At 55.9% G+C, this 19,954-nt stretch carries 20 protein-coding genes; 8 read left to right on the top strand and 12 right to left on the bottom strand.

Translation table 11 applies throughout. The features are described from left to right. Positions 1-3: 3 nt before the first annotated feature. From ACKC9G_RS13110 to ACKC9G_RS13125, 4 genes are all read right to left on the bottom strand, one after another. Complete coding sequence (locus ACKC9G_RS13110; protein ID WP_411406081.1) at positions 4-1,203, bottom strand: efflux RND transporter periplasmic adaptor subunit; 1,200 nt, start codon at positions 1,201-1,203, stop codon at positions 4-6. A gap of 145 nt (positions 1,204-1,348) precedes the next feature. After that, on the bottom strand, positions 1,349-2,761 hold the full coding sequence (locus tag ACKC9G_RS13115) for an ATP-binding protein (RefSeq protein ID WP_411406083.1): 1,413 nt from the start codon (positions 2,759-2,761) through the stop codon (positions 1,349-1,351). Continuing rightward, the gene (locus ACKC9G_RS13120) at positions 2,748-3,413 is read right to left on the bottom strand and encodes a response regulator transcription factor (protein WP_411406084.1); all 666 of its coding nucleotides are present in this window, start codon (positions 3,411-3,413) and stop codon (positions 2,748-2,750) included. The genes ACKC9G_RS13115 and ACKC9G_RS13120 overlap by 14 nt, the downstream gene beginning before the upstream one ends. Before the next feature lie 8 nt (positions 3,414-3,421). After that, the gene (locus ACKC9G_RS13125; RefSeq protein WP_411406087.1) at positions 3,422-4,174 is read right to left on the bottom strand and encodes a MipA/OmpV family protein; all 753 of its coding nucleotides are present in this window, start codon (positions 4,172-4,174) and stop codon (positions 3,422-3,424) included. A 218-nt stretch (positions 4,175-4,392) separates the two neighbouring features. Here ACKC9G_RS13125 and ACKC9G_RS13130 point away from each other — a divergent pair, with 218 nt between their 5' ends. After that, positions 4,393-5,052, top strand: coding sequence for a TetR/AcrR family transcriptional regulator (locus ACKC9G_RS13130; RefSeq protein WP_411406089.1), 660 nt, complete (start codon positions 4,393-4,395; stop codon positions 5,050-5,052). Between the two features lie 146 nt (positions 5,053-5,198). Here ACKC9G_RS13130 and ACKC9G_RS13135 read toward each other — a convergent pair whose 3' ends face one another. The 3 genes from ACKC9G_RS13135 to coaBC form a co-directional block, all read right to left on the bottom strand. Beyond that, positions 5,199-6,593 (bottom strand): phosphomannomutase/phosphoglucomutase, encoded by a 1,395-nt coding sequence (locus tag ACKC9G_RS13135; protein ID WP_411406091.1) that lies wholly within the window; start codon positions 6,591-6,593, stop codon positions 5,199-5,201. A gap of 100 nt (positions 6,594-6,693) precedes the next feature. Then, entirely contained in the window at positions 6,694-7,152 is a 459-nt protein-coding gene (gene dut / locus ACKC9G_RS13140) for a dUTP diphosphatase (RefSeq protein WP_411406093.1), read from the bottom strand. 30 nt (positions 7,153-7,182) lie between these two features. Beyond that, positions 7,183-8,448: a bifunctional phosphopantothenoylcysteine decarboxylase/phosphopantothenate--cysteine ligase CoaBC gene (gene coaBC, locus ACKC9G_RS13145; RefSeq protein WP_411406095.1), complete on the bottom strand. Its 1,266-nt coding sequence runs from the start codon at positions 8,446-8,448 to the stop codon at positions 7,183-7,185. A gap of 216 nt (positions 8,449-8,664) precedes the next feature. Here coaBC and radC point away from each other — a divergent pair, with 216 nt between their 5' ends. Beyond that, positions 8,665-9,339 (top strand): RadC family protein, encoded by a 675-nt coding sequence (gene radC, locus ACKC9G_RS13150; protein ID WP_411406097.1) that lies wholly within the window; start codon positions 8,665-8,667, stop codon positions 9,337-9,339. 77 nt (positions 9,340-9,416) lie between these two features. On the opposite strand, the gene ACKC9G_RS13155 is transcribed toward radC, so the two are convergent. From ACKC9G_RS13155 to ACKC9G_RS13165, 3 genes are all read right to left on the bottom strand, one after another. Then, complete coding sequence (locus tag ACKC9G_RS13155) at positions 9,417-10,394, bottom strand: calcium/sodium antiporter (protein WP_411406099.1); 978 nt, start codon at positions 10,392-10,394, stop codon at positions 9,417-9,419. Between the two features lie 332 nt (positions 10,395-10,726). Beyond that, positions 10,727-11,137 (bottom strand): hypothetical protein, encoded by a 411-nt coding sequence (locus tag ACKC9G_RS13160; RefSeq protein WP_411406101.1) that lies wholly within the window; start codon positions 11,135-11,137, stop codon positions 10,727-10,729. Between the two features lie 134 nt (positions 11,138-11,271). Further along, positions 11,272-11,952: a class I SAM-dependent methyltransferase gene (locus ACKC9G_RS13165; protein ID WP_411406103.1), complete on the bottom strand. Its 681-nt coding sequence runs from the start codon at positions 11,950-11,952 to the stop codon at positions 11,272-11,274. A 194-nt stretch (positions 11,953-12,146) separates the two neighbouring features. Here ACKC9G_RS13165 and ACKC9G_RS13170 point away from each other — a divergent pair, with 194 nt between their 5' ends. Further along, a complete protein-coding gene (locus tag ACKC9G_RS13170; protein WP_411406105.1) occupies positions 12,147-13,814 on the top strand; it encodes a diguanylate cyclase in 1,668 nt (555 codons plus the stop codon). Positions 13,815-13,839: 25 nt separating this feature from the next. Here the strand turns inward: ACKC9G_RS13170 and ACKC9G_RS13175 are convergent, their stop codons facing one another. Continuing rightward, positions 13,840-14,079 (bottom strand): hypothetical protein, encoded by a 240-nt coding sequence (locus tag ACKC9G_RS13175; RefSeq protein ID WP_411406107.1) that lies wholly within the window; start codon positions 14,077-14,079, stop codon positions 13,840-13,842. A gap of 210 nt (positions 14,080-14,289) precedes the next feature. Between ACKC9G_RS13175 and cysP the strand changes: the two genes are divergently transcribed. The 5 genes from cysP (at position 14,290) to ACKC9G_RS13200 (ending at position 18,707) form a co-directional block, all read left to right on the top strand. Continuing rightward, positions 14,290-15,288 (top strand): thiosulfate ABC transporter substrate-binding protein CysP, encoded by a 999-nt coding sequence (gene cysP, locus ACKC9G_RS13180; RefSeq protein ID WP_411406109.1) that lies wholly within the window; start codon positions 14,290-14,292, stop codon positions 15,286-15,288. 5 nt (positions 15,289-15,293) lie between these two features. After that, positions 15,294-16,136, top strand: a complete 843-nt coding sequence (gene cysT, locus ACKC9G_RS13185; RefSeq protein WP_411406111.1) for a sulfate/thiosulfate ABC transporter permease CysT — start codon at positions 15,294-15,296, stop codon at positions 16,134-16,136. 9 nt (positions 16,137-16,145) lie between these two features. Further along, positions 16,146-17,000, top strand: coding sequence for a sulfate ABC transporter permease subunit CysW (gene cysW, locus ACKC9G_RS13190; protein ID WP_411406113.1), 855 nt, complete (start codon positions 16,146-16,148; stop codon positions 16,998-17,000). Between the two features lie 25 nt (positions 17,001-17,025). Continuing rightward, positions 17,026-18,108, top strand: a complete 1,083-nt coding sequence (locus tag ACKC9G_RS13195) for a sulfate/molybdate ABC transporter ATP-binding protein (protein WP_411406115.1) — start codon at positions 17,026-17,028, stop codon at positions 18,106-18,108. A 152-nt stretch (positions 18,109-18,260) separates the two neighbouring features. After that, complete coding sequence (locus tag ACKC9G_RS13200) at positions 18,261-18,707, top strand: hypothetical protein (RefSeq protein ID WP_411406117.1); 447 nt, start codon at positions 18,261-18,263, stop codon at positions 18,705-18,707. Between the two features lie 24 nt (positions 18,708-18,731). Here ACKC9G_RS13200 and ACKC9G_RS13205 read toward each other — a convergent pair whose 3' ends face one another. Next, complete coding sequence (locus ACKC9G_RS13205; RefSeq protein WP_411406119.1) at positions 18,732-19,823, bottom strand: acyltransferase family protein; 1,092 nt, start codon at positions 19,821-19,823, stop codon at positions 18,732-18,734. Positions 19,824-19,954 lie beyond the last annotated feature (131 nt).

The following is a 19,954-nucleotide window of genomic DNA, read 5'->3' on the forward strand; positions in this document are numbered from 1 at the left end:
GGCTTACTGTGCCGCGTTGGCCTCGGACTCGGTGTTCTGCTGAGGGCTCGCCTCAACACCTTTGACCGCAGCGCCAGGCTTCACTTTCTGAATACCTTCAATGATCAGCTGGTCACCGTCTTTCAGACCGCTGTCGATCAGCCACTGGTTACCGATAGCGCGGTTGGTTTTCACCTTACGCACCGCAACCTTGCCATCGGCGATCACGTAAGCGACGGCCTGGCCGGTGGTGTCACGGGTAATACCCTGCTGAGGAACGAGAATACCGTCAGGACGAACCCCTTCCTCGATGGCTGCACGTACGTACATGCCAGGCAGCAGCAGCTGCTGAGGGTTGGGGAATACCGCACGCAGTGTGACCGCGCCGGTGCTTTCATCCACCGACACATCCGAGAAGGTCAGGGTGCCTTCAACGCCATAATCCGAGCCGTCTTCCAGCTTCAGGCGAACCTTGGCTTCATCATCGGCAGAGGCACGATTCAACTTGCCGCTGGCGAGTTCACGCTTGAGGCGAAGCAGGTCGACGCTGGACTGGGTAACGTCCACGTACATGGGATCCAGCTGTTGCACCGTGACCAGCGAGTTGGTCTGGTTGGCGGTGACGAGGGCGCCCGGTGTCACGGTGGACTTGCCGATACGGCCAGCGATAGGCGAGGTCACCTTGGTGTAGTTCAGGTTGATCTGCGCGGTTTTGACCGCTGCCTGATAGGCCGCGACATCGGCTGCCGTTTGCTTCAGCGTGGCGTCAGCGTCGTCATAATCCTGTTTGGAGACTGCGTTGATCTTCACCAGCTCCTTGTAGCGCTGGGCTTTCAGACGCGCAGATTCGACGTTGGCCTGAGCACGGGCCAGATTGGCTTTGGCACTTTCCAGTTCAGCTTCGTAAGTTGCCGGGTCAATCTGGTACAGCACCTGACCGGCTTTGACTTCAGAGCCTTCATCGAAGAGGCGTTTCTCAATGATGCCGCCTACTTGTGGGCGAACTTCGGAGACCAGATAGGCAGAAGTGCGTCCAGGAAGTTCAGTGGTCAGAGTCACAGGTGCGGTTTTCACCTGATACACGCCAACCTCAACAGGGCCTTGAGCCTGCTGCTGGGCCTGGCCGGAACCTTCACCTTCCTGTCCACAACCGGTCAGTGCTGCAGCACCGAACACGGAACAGAGCAACGCGACGGCGAGTCGTGTGCGTCGAAGTGGAGCCATTGGGTTACCTCTCGATTTAAAATGCGCGTCTTTTTAAGATTCGATAACGTTTCAAGCTTCGATAACGTTGTTTCAAGAGCTTCTGCCAAAGCCTCTTTTTATTCTGACAATCCCTGTTGACGGTGCTTCGCAGCATCATGCCTGCCTAGTCCGTCGTCTCCGATGTTGCTGGTGTTTCAACAAAGCTCAAACAAAAGCCGGTGCCGGGCCAATCTTGCTCAATAATGAGTTGCCAGCCGTGAGCCAGAGCCACTTCGCGACAAATCGCTAGTCCAAGGCCTGCGCCCTGAGACTGCTGGTCCGCCCGCCAGAAGCGTTCAAACACCTTGTCCTTCATGTCCCCGCTGATGCCGGGGCCATAGTCCCTGACCCTGAGCGTCTGCTCGGTCAGAATGATCTCAACTGGCTGATCTGCCGGGCCATGCACCAACGCATTTTCCAGCAGATTCTTGACCAGAATATAAAAAGCGCCAGCATCCGCCCGGATGTCGGCGTTCTTTACGGCACTGAAGTCAAAATTGATCACTCGCTGTCGCCACGCCGGGTGGCGCTGCAGACGCTGAATGACTTCGCCGGTCTGTTCAATGGTATCGACCGCAGCAAACTGATAGTTCTGCTGCTCCCGAACCTCGGCAAAGTGCAGAATCTGGTGCACCTGCCTGACGATGTGATCGACATCGTCCAGTAACTGTTGCCGTGCAGCGCTGTCCGGCAGCTGCATTTCCACTTCGCCTCGCAGCAGTGCCAGTGGTGTTTTCAGCTCATGGGCAGTGGTTGCCAGCAATTCCTGCTGCACCTGAAAACCCGCTTCCAGCCTTGCCAACGTGCCGTTAAAAGCACTGACCAGTGGCTCCACTTCTCGCGGCAGTCGCGCTGTGGGTAAGCGCTGCTGCAGATTGCCAGGATGAATGTCACGTGCCTGCCGAGACAGGCGCTTCAAAGGCGCCAGCATCACGCGGATGGTATACAGCACCACCACGCTCACCAGAATCAGCGACAGAATACTGACCAGCAGTACCACGCATAACAATGGCTCAATATCGGTCAGCCAAAAGATGTCCACCAGCCGACTGCTTATCGCTACATGGGCACGAAACCCGGAAAATCCGGAGGGCATGCTCTGGCTGAACACGTAGCTGAACACCCCGGAAGCACTATCCATTGTCGCCAGCTGATTCAGTGGCAGCCGGGTCATATCCTCTGGAAAAAGACCCCGTCCGCGCGGGTCCATTTCTGCGACCACATGCCCCCGGCTATCGGTAATCGCCATGCCCAGATCATCACGCAGCGCCTGTAAAATCCACGCGGCGTTATCATTATCCGGGATGATTTCCGGCAGACCCGCACGGGTTCTCTGTGTGCTGTCGAGCAGATAGTCCATCTGCTCATCCAGGACCGCATGAATCAGAATGTTCGGCGCCCGCCAGACAAAGTACAGGTGGATCATGATCACCAGCAGTACAAAGCCAGCCATGAAAGTCAGCAGCAGGCGCATGGTCAGCCCGCGCTGCGCTTCCTTTATCCAGCACATCAGTGCGGCCGGGTCAGACCAGCGCATAACCCTGTCCGCGAATATTGTTGATTTCCCGGGTTGATCCCAGCTCTTTGAGCTTTCTTCGCAGCCGGTGCAGGGCCACGTCCAGCGCATTGGGTGTTACCGCATCCAGTCCCCAGGCAGCATGTTCCAGTCGCGAACGACGCTGAACCTCACCCGGCGTCTGCATCAGGCAGAACAGGATCTGCACCTCAGCATGAGAGAGGGGAGTGCGCAGCTCTCCGCGACTCAATTCGGCGTTCTCCGGGGATAACTGCAAGTCATCGACCCGGGGTGCCAGTGGCTGAATCATGGAGGGGCGACGCAGCAATGCCCTCACTCTGGCGATCAGCTCTTCCATCTCGAAAGGCTTGATCAGGTAATCATCGGCGCCACCTTCCAGACCTGCGATACGGTCATGGATCGCATCGCGGGCTGTCATCATCAGCGCCGGAGTCATGTCTCCCTCGCTTCGCAGCTGCCGGATTTGCTGCAGGCCATCACCATCAGGTAAACCACGATCCATCACGATGGCGCCGTAACGCTGCTGGCGACAGGCATGACGTGCCCGAGCGAGGGTATCGACCCAGTCTGTTTCAATGCCGATATCACGCAGACGCCGGGCAATCATGTCTGCCAGGCGTGGATGGTCTTCAACCAGAAGCAGGCGGTACACGGCCTGCCTCAGAACAGATACAGGTACGAGAAACCGGCGTGCATCACTGTGTCGTCATCAACAATCGGGCTGTCCTTGATTTCATCTGCTGCGGCATCAACACCCATGGAGAAGTTCAGGCGCTGATGACGGGTCAGATAAAAGCCGACATCCACGCCTGCACCGTAGGTCCAGCTGGCGCCAGGGTTATAGGCCTGACGGTCAGCGCGGGCTTCTGAGGTCTTAACGCCGTAGTAATAGTTCACGTAGTCACTATTAAGATAGGACAGCTTCGCTGACGGCGTGATGCTGAGTCGCTCACTAAGCTGAATGTTGTATTCATAACCCAGCGTTGACTGCCAGCCTTCGCTGTTGCCGGAAGCATCGCCAAGCACATCCAGACTCAGGGTATTCTGGCCAAATTCATAGGCCATGTGTGGACCGACCCAAAGGCCGCCGTCGCGATCATCCATGCCTCGCAGCTTGGAAGAGTCGCCGGAATCGTAACCATCGCCAAGTGCGGCTTTCGCGCGCAGGGTCAGGGTCAGGTTGTCTTCATCCTTGATCTTGATATCCAGTGTCGTGCCGCTGAAACGCACCCAGCTATTATCGAAGTACACCAGTGGCAGGGCGGATGTATCGTTGTCCTTGCCGTCGTAAAAGGAGCTGCTGTAGCCCGCACCGACGCCAAGACCCCACTGGCTGCCATCCTCGGCAAAAGCCGATGAGGAAAGTACCGGCAGGGCCGTCAGGGTAAGAATTCCAAATGTCCGAAGCTTCATGGCGCAGATTCCTTCGTTGATAAGACAGAAGCCTCTATCTTCCGTGCAATTGTCTTACTCAATACTTACAAGCATTACGGGTAAGAAATTTCCTGTCTGAAGCCGTAACGGTGGGGAGGCGACAGAAGCAGAATAATATTTTAGAATGAACGTTCATTCATTTTATGGAGCCGGGTGGGCCGGGACAACCCCCCGCGCAGAAATGTTGAGAGGCATTAATGAGCGATCCGACCTTAGATGACGATACTCGACCTAAGTCGAACTCCAATAACCATGAGGGTTTGAGCGAAAAAGAAAAGCGTGCTTTGCTGCGCCGCACCCAGATTCTCGATGCTGCAACGGATTGTTTCGTCGAGTACGGATTCCACCGCGCCAGCATGGCCGTCGTGGCGAAGGCGGCAGCCATGAGCCCGGGTCATATCTATCATTACTTTGAAAGCAAAGAAGACATCATCGCGGCGATTATTGAGCGCAGCCTTGAGGAGTTCTACGAGAATACCGACAGCATCCAGAGTGCCGATGAGCTGATCGCCGGCATTCTTGAGCAGCTGGAAAACAAGATTGCCTGTAACAAGAGCTGTCATCCGATTCTGATGCTGGAAGCCACCGCAGAGGCTTCGCGCCATCCGGAGCTGGCAAGTGTGGTGCAGTCCGTTGACCGGAAAATTCGCGAGCGGCTGATGGCGTTGCTGGCCGGTAATCGTGAGCTGGATATTGAAGCTCGCCGTGCACTGGAAGCCCGTGTTGAGCTGGTCTGCGTCCTTTTTGCCGGTTTGGGCGTGCGCGGCATTCGTAACCCGGATGTCGACCGTGAAGCACTGGCCGAGCAGCTAAAAGTCGTGATCACACGGCTCTTTGCCGAGTCCTGCGGTCACTGATGCATCCTGCCTGAGTTTTGCCTCTCATCTTCAAACCTTAATAGCGCAAGGCCAGATCGTCCCTCTGGCAACCGAATAAAAAAGCAGCCCTAAGGCTGCTTTTTTGCTTTCTGCATCAGTGTTTTTGCACTGACTGATAACCTCACTTATTCGTGAGGAATCACCAAGCTGTCATCCACTTCGCTCAGACGCGACTGGAACAGATCACGAATACGGTTCAGCGCCGTATCGTTTTCGGCTTCAAAGCGCAGTACCAGCATCGGCGTGGTGTTAGAGCAACGCACTAAGCCCCAGCCATCAGGGAAGTCAACGCGCACACCGTCGATGGTGGATTTCTCGCCACCGGGGAAATCCAGCTTCTGCAGGGCTTCAACGATGGGGAACTTGCTGGCATCGGTGACTTCGATGTTGATTTCGGGAGTGCTGACATCTTCCGGGAAACCGGCGAACAGGGTTTCGCTGTCCTTGGTTTGCTTGGCCAGAATTTCCAGCAGACGCGCGGCAGCATAGAGGCCGTCATCAAAGCCGTACCAGCGTTCCTTGAAGAAGATGTGGCCGCTCATCTCGCCGGCCAGTAGCGCGCCGGTTTCTTTCATCTTGGCTTTCACCAGTGAGTGGCCGGTTTTCCACATCAGCGCACGGCCACCGGCCTCTTCGATAGCAGGCGCCAGCAGTCGTGAGCATTTCACGTCAAAAATGATGGTGGCATCGGCATTGCGTGAGCAGACGTCCTGAGCAAACAGCATCATCAGGCGGTCAGGATAAATCACGTGGCCGGTGTTGGTGATCACGCCGACACGGTCGCCGTCGCCATCAAAGGCCAGACCCAGATCCGCATTGTTGGCTTTAACAGCAGCAATACAGTCTTTCAGGTTTTTCAGTTTGCCGGGATCGGGATGGTGATTCGGGAAGTTGCCGTCGATCTCGGTGAACAGCGGAATAATCTCGGCACCGATTTCCTTGATCAGGCGGGGGCCCAGATCACCGGTCACACCGTTACCGCAGTCCACGACCACCTTCAGCGGGCGGTCCAGTTTGATGTCGCCGGTGATGCGGGCGACGTAGTCATCAATGATGGCCACTTCACGGGAGTTGCCCTGACCTTCACTGAAGTCTTTTTCATCGATACGGCGGTACAGATCGCTGATCTGATCGCCTGACAGGGTTTCGCCAGCCAGGACAATCTTGAAACCGTTGTAGTCCGCCGGATTGTGGCTGCCGGTGACCATAACGCCGGACGGAATGCCAAGGGTGTAAGTGGCGAAATACAGCACAGGCGTGGGCACCATGCCGATATCGACCACGTCCTGACCCGCCGCACGCAGACCTTCCATCAGCGCGGTGGACAGGCTGGGGCCGGAGAGTCGACCGTCACGACCGACCACAATGGCTTTCTCGCCACGGGCGGTATTTTCTGAGCCGATGGCCAGGCCGATCTGATAAACGATGCTTTCATTCAGGGTGTTACCGACCACGCCACGGATGTCGTAGGCGCGGAAGATGGATGCATCAACAGCCGAAAAGGGAGTGTATTGGCTCATAGCGGTTCCTTGTCTTTAAATCCTGCAATCATGCCCGAAGGCTGTGAATGACGTGTTACCAGCAACGTGTTGTGGGGCGCCCGGCGCCCGCTAACCTCTGTTATTGGCGTCCGGAATGGCCAAAACCACCGTCGGCACGCTCAGAGGTGTGAAATTCATTAACGATTTCCCATTCGGCCTGTACGACAGGCACCAGTACCATCTGGGCAATGCGCTCACCGGGTTCGATGGTGAAGCTGCTCTGACCGCGGTTCCAGCAGGACACCATCAGCTGACCCTGATAATCCGAATCAATCAGGCCGACCAGATTGCCCAGTACGATGCCGTGTTTATGACCCAGACCGGAGCGGGGCAGGATCATGGCGGCCAGGTTGGGGTCCTGAATATAGATGGCCAGGCCGGTGGGAATCAGCCGGGTTTCACCCGGCGCCAGGGTCAGGGCTTCATCCAGTACCGCACGCAGGTCAAGGCCTGCGCTGCCTTCGGTGGCATAGGAAGGAAGCGGGAATTCATTGCCGATGCGCGGGTCGAGTACTTTTACTTGAAGGTTCTTTTTCATACGTGATTCAGGCGTCTTTAAGTCGGTCGCTCAGGCAGGGGAAACAGGCTCAGACGTCGTCGCCTGAGCACCCGGATGATAGTAGGCCTCGGCCAGATGACGAATCAATTGGCGGGCCAGTAAGGTCTTGGAGGTCTGTGGCAGTGTCAGCACGTGGTGCTCACGGACCAGGGTCACAGCGTTTTCGTCGCTGTTAAAGCCGATACCGGGCGCGGACACATCATTGGCGATGACCATATCCAGCTTTTTGCGCTGGAGTTTGTCCTGCGCATAGCCGACCACATCCTGGGTCTCGGCGGCAAAGCCCACGGTAAAGGGGCGAAGATCCGGCGCCAGTGCGGCCACGGTGGCGACGATATCCGGGTTCTTCACCAGTTTGAGGCTGAGCCCGTCCGTGTCTGCCTGCTTTTTCATTTTCTGGTCGGCAACCGCGTCGGCGCGGTAATCGGCGACGGCTGCTGAGGCGATAAAAATATCGCAGCCGGCAATGCCGTCCAGCGCGGCCTGCAGCATTTGCTCGGCGGTTTGTACATCAACGCGCTCAACGCCCGCAGGCGTCGGCAGGCTGACCGGGCCGGCAATCAGGCGCACCTGCGCACCGGCGGCGGCGGCGGCTTCGGCCAGGGCAAAGCCCATCTTGCCGGAGGAATGATTGCTGATATAGCGCACCGGGTCGAGGGCCTCGCGGGTGGGGCCGGCGGTAATCCAGACGGATTTGCCAGTCAGTACGCCTTTGTTTTGTCCCAGCTCCTGCGCCAGTGCGGTGACGATCAGCTCAGGCTCCAGCAAGCGTCCGGGGCCAATATCACCGCAGGCCTGGCTGCCGGAATCCGGCCCGAGCAGATGCCAGCCAAGGCTGACCAGGGTGGCGACATTGCGCTGGGTCCGGGCATCGCGCCACATGGCCTGATTCATCGCCGGGGCAATAAAGACCGGCGCTTCACAGGCGAGGCTCAGGGTGGTGAGCAGGTCATCGGCCATCCCGGCAGCAAAGCGGGCGATGATATTCGCCGTGGCCGGGGCGATCAGCAACACATCGGCCCAGCGTGCCAGTTCGATATGGCCCATGCCCTGTTCGGCATCTTCATCCAGCAGGTGCTGATGCACCGGGTTACCGGAGAGTGCCTGAAAGGTCAGCGGGGTCACAAATTCCGCGCCGCCCTGGGTCAATACCACGCGGACTTCAGTGCCCGCCTTGATCAGCAGACGAGTCAGCTCGGCGCTTTTGTAGGCTGCGATGCCGCCGGCCACGCCGAGCAGAATGCGCTTGCCCTGAAGAGGAGAGGAGAGTGTCACTCTTGGCCTCGTACACAATGTGGGAAAAGTAGCAGACTACCACAAGTTGCTGACGGGTTGAGCCAGCATCCTGCGCCAAGGCTTTACATGGCGTTTCAGTCCGGGCATAAATCTCCCGAAGAGAGGCCACTGCCACGGAGAAAGGCGAGTGTGGTGACTCTTCCTGCCCAGGCTGCCTGTGCAGCTTACTTACCCTGCGTGAAAGAAGGACAAGGAATGTCGATTCGAGACTGGCCTGCGGATGAGCGTCCGCGGGAAAAATTACTGGTGTCTGGCGCTCAGACCCTGACCGATGCCGAGTTACTGGCGATTTTTCTGCGTACCGGCGTGACCGGCAAAAGCGCGGTGGATCTGGCGCGGGATTTATTGCAGCGCTTTGGCAGCTTGCGCGCCCTGTTGGTGGCCGAGCAAAAAGACTTTTGCGCCGCTCATGGGTTGGGTAGTGCCAAGTTTGCCCAGTTACAGGCGGTGCTGGAGATGGGCCGTCGCCATCTCAGCGAAACCCTCAAGCGCGAGCAAGGCTTCACCTCACCGCAGAGTGTGCGCCATTTCCTCTTGTCGCAACTGCGTGATCAGCAACGGGAAGTTTTCCTCGGGCTCTTTCTCGATAGTCAGCACCGGCTGATCAGCCATGAAATTCTGTTCCAGGGCACCATCGACTCGGCCACCGTTCATCCGCGTGAAGTGGTCAAGGCAGCGCTGCGGCACAACGCTGCGGCGGTGATTGTCGCCCATAACCATCCTTCCGGCGTGGCCGAACCCAGTCAGGCGGATGAACGCATCACCCTTAGATTAAAAGAGGCGTTAACGCTGGTGGATGTCCGCTTGCTGGATCATTTCGTGGTGGGAGATGGCGAGGTTGTGTCGCTGGCGGAGCGTGGCTGCTGCTAGTGGTGAGTGATGAACCCAATAAAAAACGGCCTGTTGAACAGGCCGTTTTGCGTTAGCGCCAGGGAATACTGGCGGGATCAGCTGGCGACGATGGTCGTGGTGATCAGATAGCCAGTGTAGGCGGCATAAGCCAGCGCCAGCAGTAGCCCTTCAAAGCGGTTAATGCGACCGGGCTTGCCCCGGAAACCGTAACCCAGAACAAAAAGGGACAGTGTCAGCACCAGCATTACCGACCAGTCGCGATGCAGCACCAGCTGATCGACCTCCAGCGGATGAATGGCCGCCGCAATGCCGACCACGGCCAGAGTATTAAAGAGGTTGGAGCCGATCACATTACCGAGCGCCAGATCATGCTCGTTCTTGCGAATCGCAATCAGGGAGGAAGCCAGCTCTGGCAGTGAGGTGCCGATCGCGACGATGGTCAGGCCAATCACCAGATCACTCACGCCCAGCGATTGAGCAATGCTCACCGCACCCCAAACCAACAGGCGGGAGCTGGCAATCAGTACCACCAGACCAATCACCAGCCACATCAGGGCTTTTTTGATCGGCATGTCGGCGCTGCTTAGCTCTTCATCGACGCTTTCACCGAGAGGGTCTTTCTTCTCCTTCATGCCGTGCCAGATGCTCCAGCCCATCAGGAAGAAGAACACCAGCAACAGCACTGCCGCATCCGCACGACTGAGATCACCATCCATCAGCTGAACACCGGACAACAGGGTGATTACCAGCAGCACAGGCAGCTCTTTTTTCAGAATCTGGGAGTGCACGGCAATGGGGCTGATCAGCGCCACAATACCGAGGATCAAGGCAATATTGGTGATGTTGGAGCCGTAGGCATTACCCAATGCCAGGCCTGGACTGCCATCCATCGCGGCCAGCGCTGAGACCACCATTTCCGGGGCCGAGGTGCCAAAGCCGATGATCACCATACCGATAAGCAGGGGAGGCATGCCGAAATGGCGTGCGGTGGAGGCTGCGCCATCCACGAATTTGTCGGCACTCCAGACCAGAAGGGCAAGGCCGACGAGGATAGCAAGACTGGGAAGTAGCATAGTCATTTCTCAGCGATACAGGGCGACAACTGACACGGAATACCTCCACCTGGCCGCCCGTGGCAGGTGTTGGCATCCCGGGTCTCATCGACCTGTGCTGAGTATTACCGAAGCGTCAGAGCAACGTGTCGGAGAACTCAGGAACAAGCGCGGCGACCACAGGCAACTTTGTCGTTACCCGGAGACTGTTGACCACCGCCCTGACAACGGTCAGGTGATTACTCCCCCAAGAAGTCGCACGAATCTAGCAGATGTACCGATTGAGGCCAAGGTTTGAGAGCCCTTGGCCTGTCGAAAAAGGATGGGATTTCGTTGGCAAAGACGCAGGCGAGTTAGCCCGAACTGCTTTTGCTCAGGCTGCTTTGACGACTGCGGTCGCGTTTGGTGCGGGCCACCATGATGTCGCGTTCCTGCTGCTCTTGTTGACGTAGCAGCTCCTGCTGGCGCTGGCGACGTTCCACGGCGGCGCGACGGGCAGAGTCGCGCATGGCCGCTTTGCGCGTGGCCATGATGCTGGTGGACTGGGTTTCACCCTGCGCCTGTGCGCGCTCCGGCTCGGTAAATTCCTGGCCCGAGGTATCGCGTTCATTGTGCAGCGTGGCCCAGGCTTTGGCTCGCGCCTCGTCGACAGGCATGCCCTGACGCTCAAAATGTCCCGCCAGATGGGAGACCTTGCGTTTCTGGGTTTCGGTATAGAGAGACTGCGCGGCTGGTGAAGCCAAAACTTTCAAAGCAGGTGCCATTACTACCTCCTCTCTTGCCTGATAGCGGTAAGCTCCTCTTAGTAGGGATGCTACGCCGCGATCACAAGCCAGACCAAAGCATCTTTGGTCGAATGTTCTACACTAACCCCTGAGGTCTATCTCACTGCCCGGTATTACAGCGGGCGTTGCCAGAGGCTGGCCAGCCAGGGCTGTTGTTCGAAGGGGAGTCCGGTAGGGCGAAAATAGTGATCAAGGTAGCTAAAACCGGCGGTTTCGAGGTAGCGACGCCACTGTTCAAGATCATGCCAGACGCCGTAGCGTTCCCCCTGAAAGCCTTCCTGATTCTGGCCGCGGGGGTTGGAGCTAAACAACACGCCACCGGGACGCAGACTCTGGAACAACTGCTGCAATGCTGCTGGCAGATGGGAGCTGGGAATGTGAAACAGTACAGCGTTGGCAAAGATGCCATCAAAACGCCCGGCGGGCAGATCAAGCGACAGCAGGTTCTGATGCCAGACCTCGCAGCCGGAGTGCTCGCGGGCCATCTCGACAAAGCGGGGAGTGCCATCAAGACCGACAGGTGCGTGCCCCTGGGCCTTGAACGCCATCAGGTCACGACCCGGGCCGCAGCCAATGTCGAGAATTCGCTGGCCGGGGGTAGTGGGAAGGGCGCTCAGCAGAGCATCAATGTTCTGGCGGACATCATGGTCACGTGTTGCCGCCCAGAATTGTTCGGAAGTGCTCTGATAGTGCGACAGGGTGCGCGAACTGGCCGCATCCATCGTGGCGGAGTGCGGTGCATCAGCACCGGAGCCTGAAAGGTTGTGTTGATCAGAAGAAGTGTCCGCCGCCATGGTGCCTCGCCAACAGTGTCTACAATAATTGCCACGCCCAGCCGACCCGCTGAGCGCGTAACAGGGTGATACAGCCTCACAGTGTTTTATGGCTGTGGTTGTCTGGCATTAGGGTGCCACGACTTTTATTCTGATCAAGGCCTCTGTGAGTTGTGGATAGCAGAGAAACGGAACCATCGACAAGGAACGACCGCGTGAGTGACGAACTCCGTGAGCAGCTACGTAATCTGCACAAAAGCTATGTTGCCAGCCTCGGCCCGGAGCTGATGTCTCTGCGGCACAAGGCTGAATGTCTCGGACAGGATGCCGGTGAAGATGCCCAGTTACTGGGCGAGCTTTATTTAAGCATGCACCGGCTGACTGGCTCGGCCGGCTCCTTCGGTTTGCCTGCCCTGAGTGACCGCGCCCGTGCGCTGGAGCATTTTCTGGCAGACATGGGCTGTGAGTCTGTCACTGCGTCCGAGTTGGCTAAACCACTGGCGCAGGATCAGTGTCAGCTGATTGTCGATGCCCTGAAGGGCATGAGCCGGGAAGTGAAACCGGTGGATGATCCGCTGGCAGTATTTGAAGCCTCGGAGGCTGCCAGTCAGGAAAATTATCAACTGCTGATTATTGATGAGAATGTCAAAGTCGGTAAGTCCATGGCCTCGGCACTGGAATCCTTCGGCTACGATGTCGCCCTGAGCCCGACCATTGCCGATGGCGCAGTACAGCTACAGAACCTTGCGCCCGATGTCATGATTCTCGGCCATTCCCTGACCCTCGCGCAGCAATCCATCGACGAGACCTTGCGTCAGCTCAACAGTGGCGAACTGCCCGAGGTGCCGGTGATGCTGGTGGGCGAGAGCAAGGATTTCCATACGCTGCTGGAAGTGGTGCGCGCCCCGGTGATTGGTTACTTTCAGCGCCCGGTCGATATGCCGCGTTTGCAGAACCGGCTGGAGCGCTTCCTGAACGTGCGCCGGGGCGTACCCTACCGCATTCTGATTATCGATGATGACCGCATGCTGGCGCGGCGCTATGAGCTGGTGCTGAAACTCGCCGGCATGGATGTCAGCGTGGTTTCCGAGGTGGAGCGCTCCCTTGAGGTGATTGCCTCTTTCCACCCGGATGTGATTCTGGTTGACCTCAATATGCCGGGCTGCAGCGGCCCTGAACTGGCGCGGATTATTCGCCTGCATGATGAGTGGCTGCGTATCCCCATCCTGTATGTGTCCTCGGAAACGGACCTTGATGTGCAGAACGATGCCCTCAGTCAGGCCGGGGATGATTTCGTCACCAAACCCATCAGTGATGACAGCCTGACGGCAACCCTGCGAGCCCGCGCTGCGCGCTCCCGTGAGCTGTCAGAAGCGATCACCCGTGACAGCCTCACCGGGCTGATCAAGCACGCGGCAATCAAGGAACAGCTGGAAATCGAAATTGCCCGGGCTCAGCGGCAGAGCTATGCGCTGGCGGTGGTGATGATCGATATCGACCACTTCAAGAAGGTCAATGACACCTACGGCCATGCATCGGGGGATCTGGTGATTCGGGCGCTGGCCAACCTGTTGCGCCAACGCCTGCGCCGCACGGACTTTGTCGGGCGATACGGCGGTGAGGAATTTGTGGTGATTTTGCCCCAGTGCGATCACCTCGAAGCCTTCAAGCGTATTGATGCCATTCGTTGTGACTTCGCGGAGCTGAGCTTTCAGGACAGCGGCCGCTCCCACCGTGAAACCTTCAGTGCCGGTGTGGCCTGTCTGGCCGCGAACAATCGCCGGGAGGCTGATGTGGAAACGCTACTGGAACAGGCGGACGCCGCTCTTTATGACGCCAAGAGCGCAGGCCGTAATCAGGTACAGCCAGAAAAGGCTAACTGAGGCTTTACGGCTGTACCGTCTTGCTTTAGCGATGGGCCATCAGCCTCATCGCACCGCTAATCATCGACAATACAGCCACAATGACGATGCGGGTTTTCGAGCGGAAGGCATAGGTTTTGCCTTCGCGTTTTGCATAAAAATCGCCTGTTGCTGCCAAAAACCAGATGGCCGGGCAGAAAAACAACACGAAAATCACTAACGCCCAGCGCTTGCGATACCAGGGGATATCAGCGTAATCGATATCGACGAAGTCCAGATTATCCATTGCAGACAGGGTTCACCTTCCATCGATACGGTGATGAAGGGCAGATTATGCAAACCGACACTTTATTTATGCATTAATGATCTTAATATGCAGTTTTATATCCAGATTAGTTCTATTAGCATGGTGACTATTAACTCCCCAACACATTGCTAATTCTGTCTGAGCGAAAGCGCCTGTGGCGTGTTTTGCCAGCGACCACTGGAGTCACCGATGAAACTGTCCCTGAAATGGCTGGGTGCTGCGACCCTGGCGCTGGCGGCAAGCGTAAGTCACGCCGAAGACCGTACCCTGCTGAACAGTTCTTACGATATTGCCCGTGAACTCTTCGCGGCCTATAACCCGCTGTTTGCCAAGCACTGGCAGGAAGAGCACAACGAAACCGTGGAAATCAAACAGTCCCACGGCGGTTCCTCCAAGCAGGCGCAGGCCATTCTGCAAGGGCTGCGTGCCGATGTGGTCACCTACAATCAGGTGACGGATGTCGACATGCTGCACAACAAGGGCAACCTGATTCCTGCTGACTGGCAGAAAGCCTTCCCCAACAACAGCTCGCCTTACTATTCCACCACCGCGTTTCTGGTGCGCAAGGGTAACCCTAAAGGCATCAAGAACTGGGATGACCTGGTTAAGTCCGACGTAAAAATGGTGTTCCCCAACCCGAAAACCTCCGGCAATGGCCGTTACACCTATTTGGCCGCCTGGGGCTTTGCGGATAAAACCTACGGTCACGACGATGCCAAAACCCGCGAATTCGTGAAGAGCTTCCTCAGCCACGTAGCCGTATTTGATACCGGTGGCCGTGGTGCGACCACCACCTTTATTGAGCGCGGTATTGGCGATGTGCTGATCAGCTTTGAATCCGAAGTGAACAACATCCGTAAGCAGTACGGCGAAAGCGACTACGAAGTGATCGTACCGCCGCAGTCCATTCTGGCGGAGTTCCCCGTGGCCGTTGTGGATAAATACGCCGAGAAGAACGGCAATGCCGAGCTTGCCAAAGAGTACCTGAACTACCTTTACAGCGAGCCTGCCCAGCGCCTGCTGACCACTTTCAACTACCGGGTGCATAACCCCAAAGTGGTTGAAGAGACCGCCGCCCAGTTCCCTAAAGTTGAGCTGTTTGATGTGGCGGAATACGGCGGCTGGGACAAACTGAACAAGGAACACTTCGCCTCTGGCGGCATCCTTGATCAGCTGCAGGCCCGCTAATCACGATGGCCCTGCTGACCGCAAGCGGTTCCAAGCGGGTGTTGCCCGGGCTCAGTCTGAGCCTGGGCGTCAGTCTGCTGTTTGTGGCCCTGATTCTGCTACTGCCCCTGTCGGGGCTTTTTGTGCAGATGCAGGACATGAGTCTGGCGCAGTATTGGGCCGTCATTACCGATGCCCGCGTCGTCGCCTCCTATAAGGTGACGCTGCTGGCGGCGCTGATTGCCTCCGTCGCCAACGCCTTTGTCGGCCTGCTGCTGGCGTGGGTGCTGGTGCGTTATGAATTCCCCGGTCGCCGCCTGATGGATGCGCTGGTGGATTTGCCGTTTGCCCTGCCGACGGCGGTGGCCGGTATTACCCTGGCGACCCTCTGGTCAGGCAATGGCTGGTACGGTCAGTGGCTGGAAAGCGTCGGCATTAAAGTCGCCTATACGCCCTTGGGCATCATCGTGGCGATGGCGTTCACCAGCTTGCCCTTTGTGGTGCGAACGGTGCAGCCGGTGCTGGAAGATCTCGCTCCTGAATATGAAGAGGCGGCCATTAGCCTTGGCGCCAGTGACTGGCGCGTGTTCTGCAAAGTGGTCTTTCCGGCGCTCTGGCCTGCGCTGATGACCGGCGTGGCCCTGAGCTTTGTGCGCAGCCTTGGCGAGTACGGTGCGGTGGTCTTTATCGCCGGTAACATGCCTTATGTGTCGGAAATCATCTCCCTCATGATCTTCGTGCGTCTGCAGGAGTTCGATTACGGCGCGGCCAGCGCCATTGCCTCGGTGGTGCTGCTGGTATCGCTGGTGCTGCTGTTCCTGATCAACGCCTGGCAAAGCCGTTGGTTTAAACGCCTGCAAGGTCGCTAGGAGAGGGTTATGTCACATTCTACGAAAACCCTGCGCGTGGGCACTCAGCCACTGGTGAAGTGGGGGCTGATTACGCTGGCCATCGTGCTGACGCTGATCATGCTGGTCGTGCCCTTGGTGAGCATTTTTGTGCAGGCCTTCGGCAATGGCGTACAGGGTTGGGTCACCAATGTGGTGGATGAATACAGCCTCGCGGCGATTAGCCTGACCCTGCTGGTGGCGCTGATTACCGTGCCGGTGAACCTGATTTTTGGTATCGCGCTGGCCTGGGCCGTCACCCATTTCCGCTTTCCCGGCCGCAAGCTGCTGATGACCCTGATCGACATTCCCTTTGCGGTCTCGCCCGTCGTCGCCGGTTTGCTCTATTTGCTGCTCTATGGCAGCCAAAGCCCGGTGGGCAGCTGGCTGGCGGATCAGGATATTCAGCTTATGTTCGCCTGGCCGGGCATTGTGCTGGTCACCATTTTCGTCACCTGTCCCTTTGTCGCCCGTGAGCTGATTCCGCTGATGCAGGCGCAGGGCAGTGAAGAGGAAGAGGCGGCCGTTACCCTGGGCGCGCGCGGCTGGACGGTGTTCTTTCGCGTGTCGCTGCCGCGGATTCGCTGGGCACTGCTGTACGGTGTGATTCTCACCAATGCCCGCGCCATGGGCGAGTTCGGTGCGGTATCGGTGGTGTCCGGTGCCATTCGCGGTGAAACCACCACCCTGCCTCTGCAAGTCGAACAGCTCTATCAGGATTACAACTCCGTGGGCGCCTTTACCTGCGCTTCACTGCTGGCGCTGCTGGCCCTCTTAACACTGATCGCCAAGGCGCTGCTTGAATGGCGTCAGGGCCGTCGTCAGCGACGCCGCGGCGCGCACTGATTCGGATTACGGCGAAGGAATCACCATGAGTATTACGATTGATAAGGTGAACAAGCACTTCGGTGGCTACCACGCCTTGCAGGACATCCAGCTGGATATCAGCGAAGGCGAAATGGTCGGGCTGCTCGGCCCGTCGGGCTCCGGCAAAACCACGCTGCTGCGGATTATCGCCGGGCTGGAACAGCAGGACAGCGGCCGTGTGCTCTTTGCTGATCAGGATGTCTCCTCCGTGCATGTGCGTGACCGCCGCGTCGGCTTCGTCTTCCAGCATTACGCCCTGTTTCGCCACATGACGGTGTTTGAAAACGTCGCCTTTGGTCTGCGGGCCTTGCCACGGCGTGAACGCCCCAATGAAGAGGCAATTCGCAGCAAGGTCATGAACCTGCTGGAAATGGTACAGCTGGCTGCGATGGCAGAACGCCTGCCCGCTCAGCTCTCAGGCGGACAACGTCAGCGTGTCGCCCTGGCCCGTGCGCTGGCCATGTCACCGCGCGTGCTGCTGCTGGATGAACCTTTCGGCGCGCTGGATGCCAAGGTGCGCAAAGAACTGCGCCGCTGGCTGCGCGAGATTCACGACGAACTGCACTTCACCAGCGTATTCGTCACCCATGATCAGGAAGAAGCGCTGGAAGTCTCGGACCGCGTGGTCGTCATGAGTCAGGGCCATATCGAACAGGTCGGCGCGCCCCATGCGGTCTATGCCGAGCCGAAAAGCCGCTTCGTGTTCGACTTCCTCGGCCACAGCAATGCCCTCAAAGGCAATATCGTCGATGGTCGCCTGCAAAGCGGTGATGCCTGGGTCAAGCTGCCAAGTCCGGTGCAGGGCGAGGCGCAGCTATATTTGCGCTCCCACGAGCTGGAAGTCTGCAGCCTCGGTAACGACAACGCACAGCTGCCGTTTCGCGTGGTCAGCGTCAGCCCCGTCGGCGCCGAAGTACGCCTTGAACTGCAACCCCAGGGCTTTGAAGGCGATTGCTGGGAAGTCGGCATCAGCCACGCCGAATGGGAAAGCCGCCATCTGCAACGCGGCGACACCGTGCTGGTGCGCCCCCGCATCGGCCATCTTTTCCTTGAAGGGGAAAGCGAACCACGGACATTGCGGTGGTAACGAGCCAGAAGTTATAAAAAGGCTCCTTTGTCTCATGCAGAGGAGCTTTTTTATTGGCGCTTTACCTGCCTCAAGGATGAGCAAATGACGATCCGATTTTTACTCTGGCTGATGGTTGTTGCTCTCAATGTGGCTGCGCCAGTCACGCATCGGTGACTAACCTGCGCCAGCCTCTTACGTTTACCAAACTGCACAGCGACTTCGCCGTGACGAGCCGATATGGCTACGAATGCCCCGTGATCAGCCAACAGGTGCTGGAGCATATTCTTGCGAAGGGAAGGCAAGTCACCCAGCAAGAGTTGCACGATTACTTCTCCTATTCAGGGTGCGCCATTGAGGGAAGTGCTGATGTGAATGGCCAGCCTTTGACCTTCAGTTTTGATGCGGCGGTTTTATGCAGTTTCCGGTACATAAAAAAACAGCAGGCTTTTACGCCTGCTGTTTTGCTTTCTGGCTATGCCAAGTCCTTAGTGCAGGCGGAACTTGCCCATTTCCCGTTGCAGGCTTTCGGCGAATATTGCTATTGCAAGCATATTGATGTTAGACATTGTAATAGTGGCTCTGCTGAGTATCTTTTACGATCAAAAAATAATTTTTAATATTAATTTGAAAACAATATAAAGCTATTTGAGTGGAGCTAAAAAGCTTTGAGTGTTCTTTATTTTGTGTCTTCGCTTTTCTACAAACTTTCCAATGTAGTTATTAATAATTAAGCTAAATATTGTAGTGGTGATTATTATTATCAGCGAGTAAGTTAATGTTCTCTCTGGTAAACCAATTGTTTTATAAAGTTTATTGAAGATCATTACTACTAACATGTGGCTGATGTAAATAGGGTAGCTTAATTCTCCTATATTTTTATCCCATGCTTTCTGACTGTTAAAATGAAAGAGGAAAGGTAAGGTTATAATAAAAATAGCGAGAAGTAATAATGTTGCAATATTCTTGTGAGGTGCAAGGAATAAACCTGCGCAGCATATAAAGATAATGGTTGTGAAAGTGTTAGAATTTCGTGCGGTGATAAAATTTTTCTTATTATACCAAGGTGCTAAGTACTGATGTGAAAGTGCGCCAAGTATAAAGAAAGATAATTCAGTTGGAAAGAAACGGTATGACCAAGGGTCTTGAAAGATGATTCCTATTTTAAAAAAATATAAGCGTAAGGATAGAGATAAAAAAAGTAAAATAAATAAGATTTTTCTTCTGGGCAAAATAAATGGTGCGATAATATAAAAAGTTAGCTCCACACCTAATGTCCAAGCTTGAGGTGCTAATAATCCTGTATAGACCTCTATATCACTAAGCCTAAAATTTCCTACAAATTCAAAAGTTCCATCTCTGACACCCGTGAACATAATCCAATCTTGCCCAAGGAGTGTTATATTTGTTACCGCTAAAGCTATTTTGCCGACTGGGTCTAATAGGCTAAAAGTTTCTAATGGTCCGGCAGGTTTTTTCAAAAAGAACGATGCTAAGGCATATAGTGAAAAAGTTATGAATGCTACTGTCCAGTATGTTGGAAAAAGTCTCAGAAAGCGATTTTTATAAAAAGCTAATATTTCCGGATAACTTTTTGCTTCTATAAGAATGTATGATATTAGATATCCTGAAATTATATAAAATAACTGTACAGCAGTCTGTCCACCCACAAAAATATATCCATAAGTGTGAGCGAATACGACGGAGATTGCTAATAAAGTTCTAATGCTTCCCATGCCAATCCTGTATGCGTTATTAATAGAATTAACTTCAAGGTTTTTATGTGTTTTGAATAGTGTTTTTTACTGTATTAATATTAGAATTTAAAGAAATTTATCATATGCTAATAAATTTTTCATTTGTATAG

Origin of the sequence: Pokkaliibacter sp. CJK22405, from assembly GCF_046614695.1 — a bacterium.
Classification (GTDB): Bacteria; Pseudomonadota; Gammaproteobacteria; order Pseudomonadales; family Balneatricaceae; genus Pokkaliibacter.

What these genes read in the sequence shown, in the direction of transcription:
- ACKC9G_RS13110 (WP_411406081.1), bottom strand. Translation starts at nt 1,203, where the DNA reads ATGGCTCCACTTCGACGCACACGACTCGCCGTCGCGTTGCTCTGTTCC.
- ACKC9G_RS13115 (WP_411406083.1), bottom strand. Translation starts at nt 2,761, where the DNA reads ATGCGCTGGTCTGACCCGGCCGCACTGATGTGCTGGATAAAGGAAGCG.
- ACKC9G_RS13125 (WP_411406087.1), bottom strand. Translation starts at nt 4,174, where the DNA reads ATGAAGCTTCGGACATTTGGAATTCTTACCCTGACGGCCCTGCCGGTA.
- ACKC9G_RS13130 (WP_411406089.1), top strand. Translation starts at nt 4,393, where the DNA reads ATGAGCGATCCGACCTTAGATGACGATACTCGACCTAAGTCGAACTCC.
- ACKC9G_RS13135 (WP_411406091.1), bottom strand. Translation starts at nt 6,593, where the DNA reads ATGAGCCAATACACTCCCTTTTCGGCTGTTGATGCATCCATCTTCCGC.
- dut (WP_411406093.1), bottom strand. Translation starts at nt 7,152, where the DNA reads ATGAAAAAGAACCTTCAAGTAAAAGTACTCGACCCGCGCATCGGCAAT.
- radC (WP_411406097.1), top strand. Translation starts at nt 8,665, where the DNA reads ATGTCGATTCGAGACTGGCCTGCGGATGAGCGTCCGCGGGAAAAATTA.
- ACKC9G_RS13155 (WP_411406099.1), bottom strand. Translation starts at nt 10,394, where the DNA reads ATGCTACTTCCCAGTCTTGCTATCCTCGTCGGCCTTGCCCTTCTGGTC.
- ACKC9G_RS13160 (WP_411406101.1), bottom strand. Translation starts at nt 11,137, where the DNA reads ATGGCACCTGCTTTGAAAGTTTTGGCTTCACCAGCCGCGCAGTCTCTC.
- ACKC9G_RS13165 (WP_411406103.1), bottom strand. Translation starts at nt 11,952, where the DNA reads ATGGCGGCGGACACTTCTTCTGATCAACACAACCTTTCAGGCTCCGGT.
- ACKC9G_RS13175 (WP_411406107.1), bottom strand. Translation starts at nt 14,079, where the DNA reads ATGGATAATCTGGACTTCGTCGATATCGATTACGCTGATATCCCCTGG.
- cysP (WP_411406109.1), top strand. Translation starts at nt 14,290, where the DNA reads ATGAAACTGTCCCTGAAATGGCTGGGTGCTGCGACCCTGGCGCTGGCG.
- cysT (WP_411406111.1), top strand. Translation starts at nt 15,294, where the DNA reads ATGGCCCTGCTGACCGCAAGCGGTTCCAAGCGGGTGTTGCCCGGGCTC.
- cysW (WP_411406113.1), top strand. Translation starts at nt 16,146, where the DNA reads ATGTCACATTCTACGAAAACCCTGCGCGTGGGCACTCAGCCACTGGTG.
- ACKC9G_RS13195 (WP_411406115.1), top strand. Translation starts at nt 17,026, where the DNA reads ATGAGTATTACGATTGATAAGGTGAACAAGCACTTCGGTGGCTACCAC.
- ACKC9G_RS13205 (WP_411406119.1), bottom strand. Translation starts at nt 19,823, where the DNA reads ATGGGAAGCATTAGAACTTTATTAGCAATCTCCGTCGTATTCGCTCAC.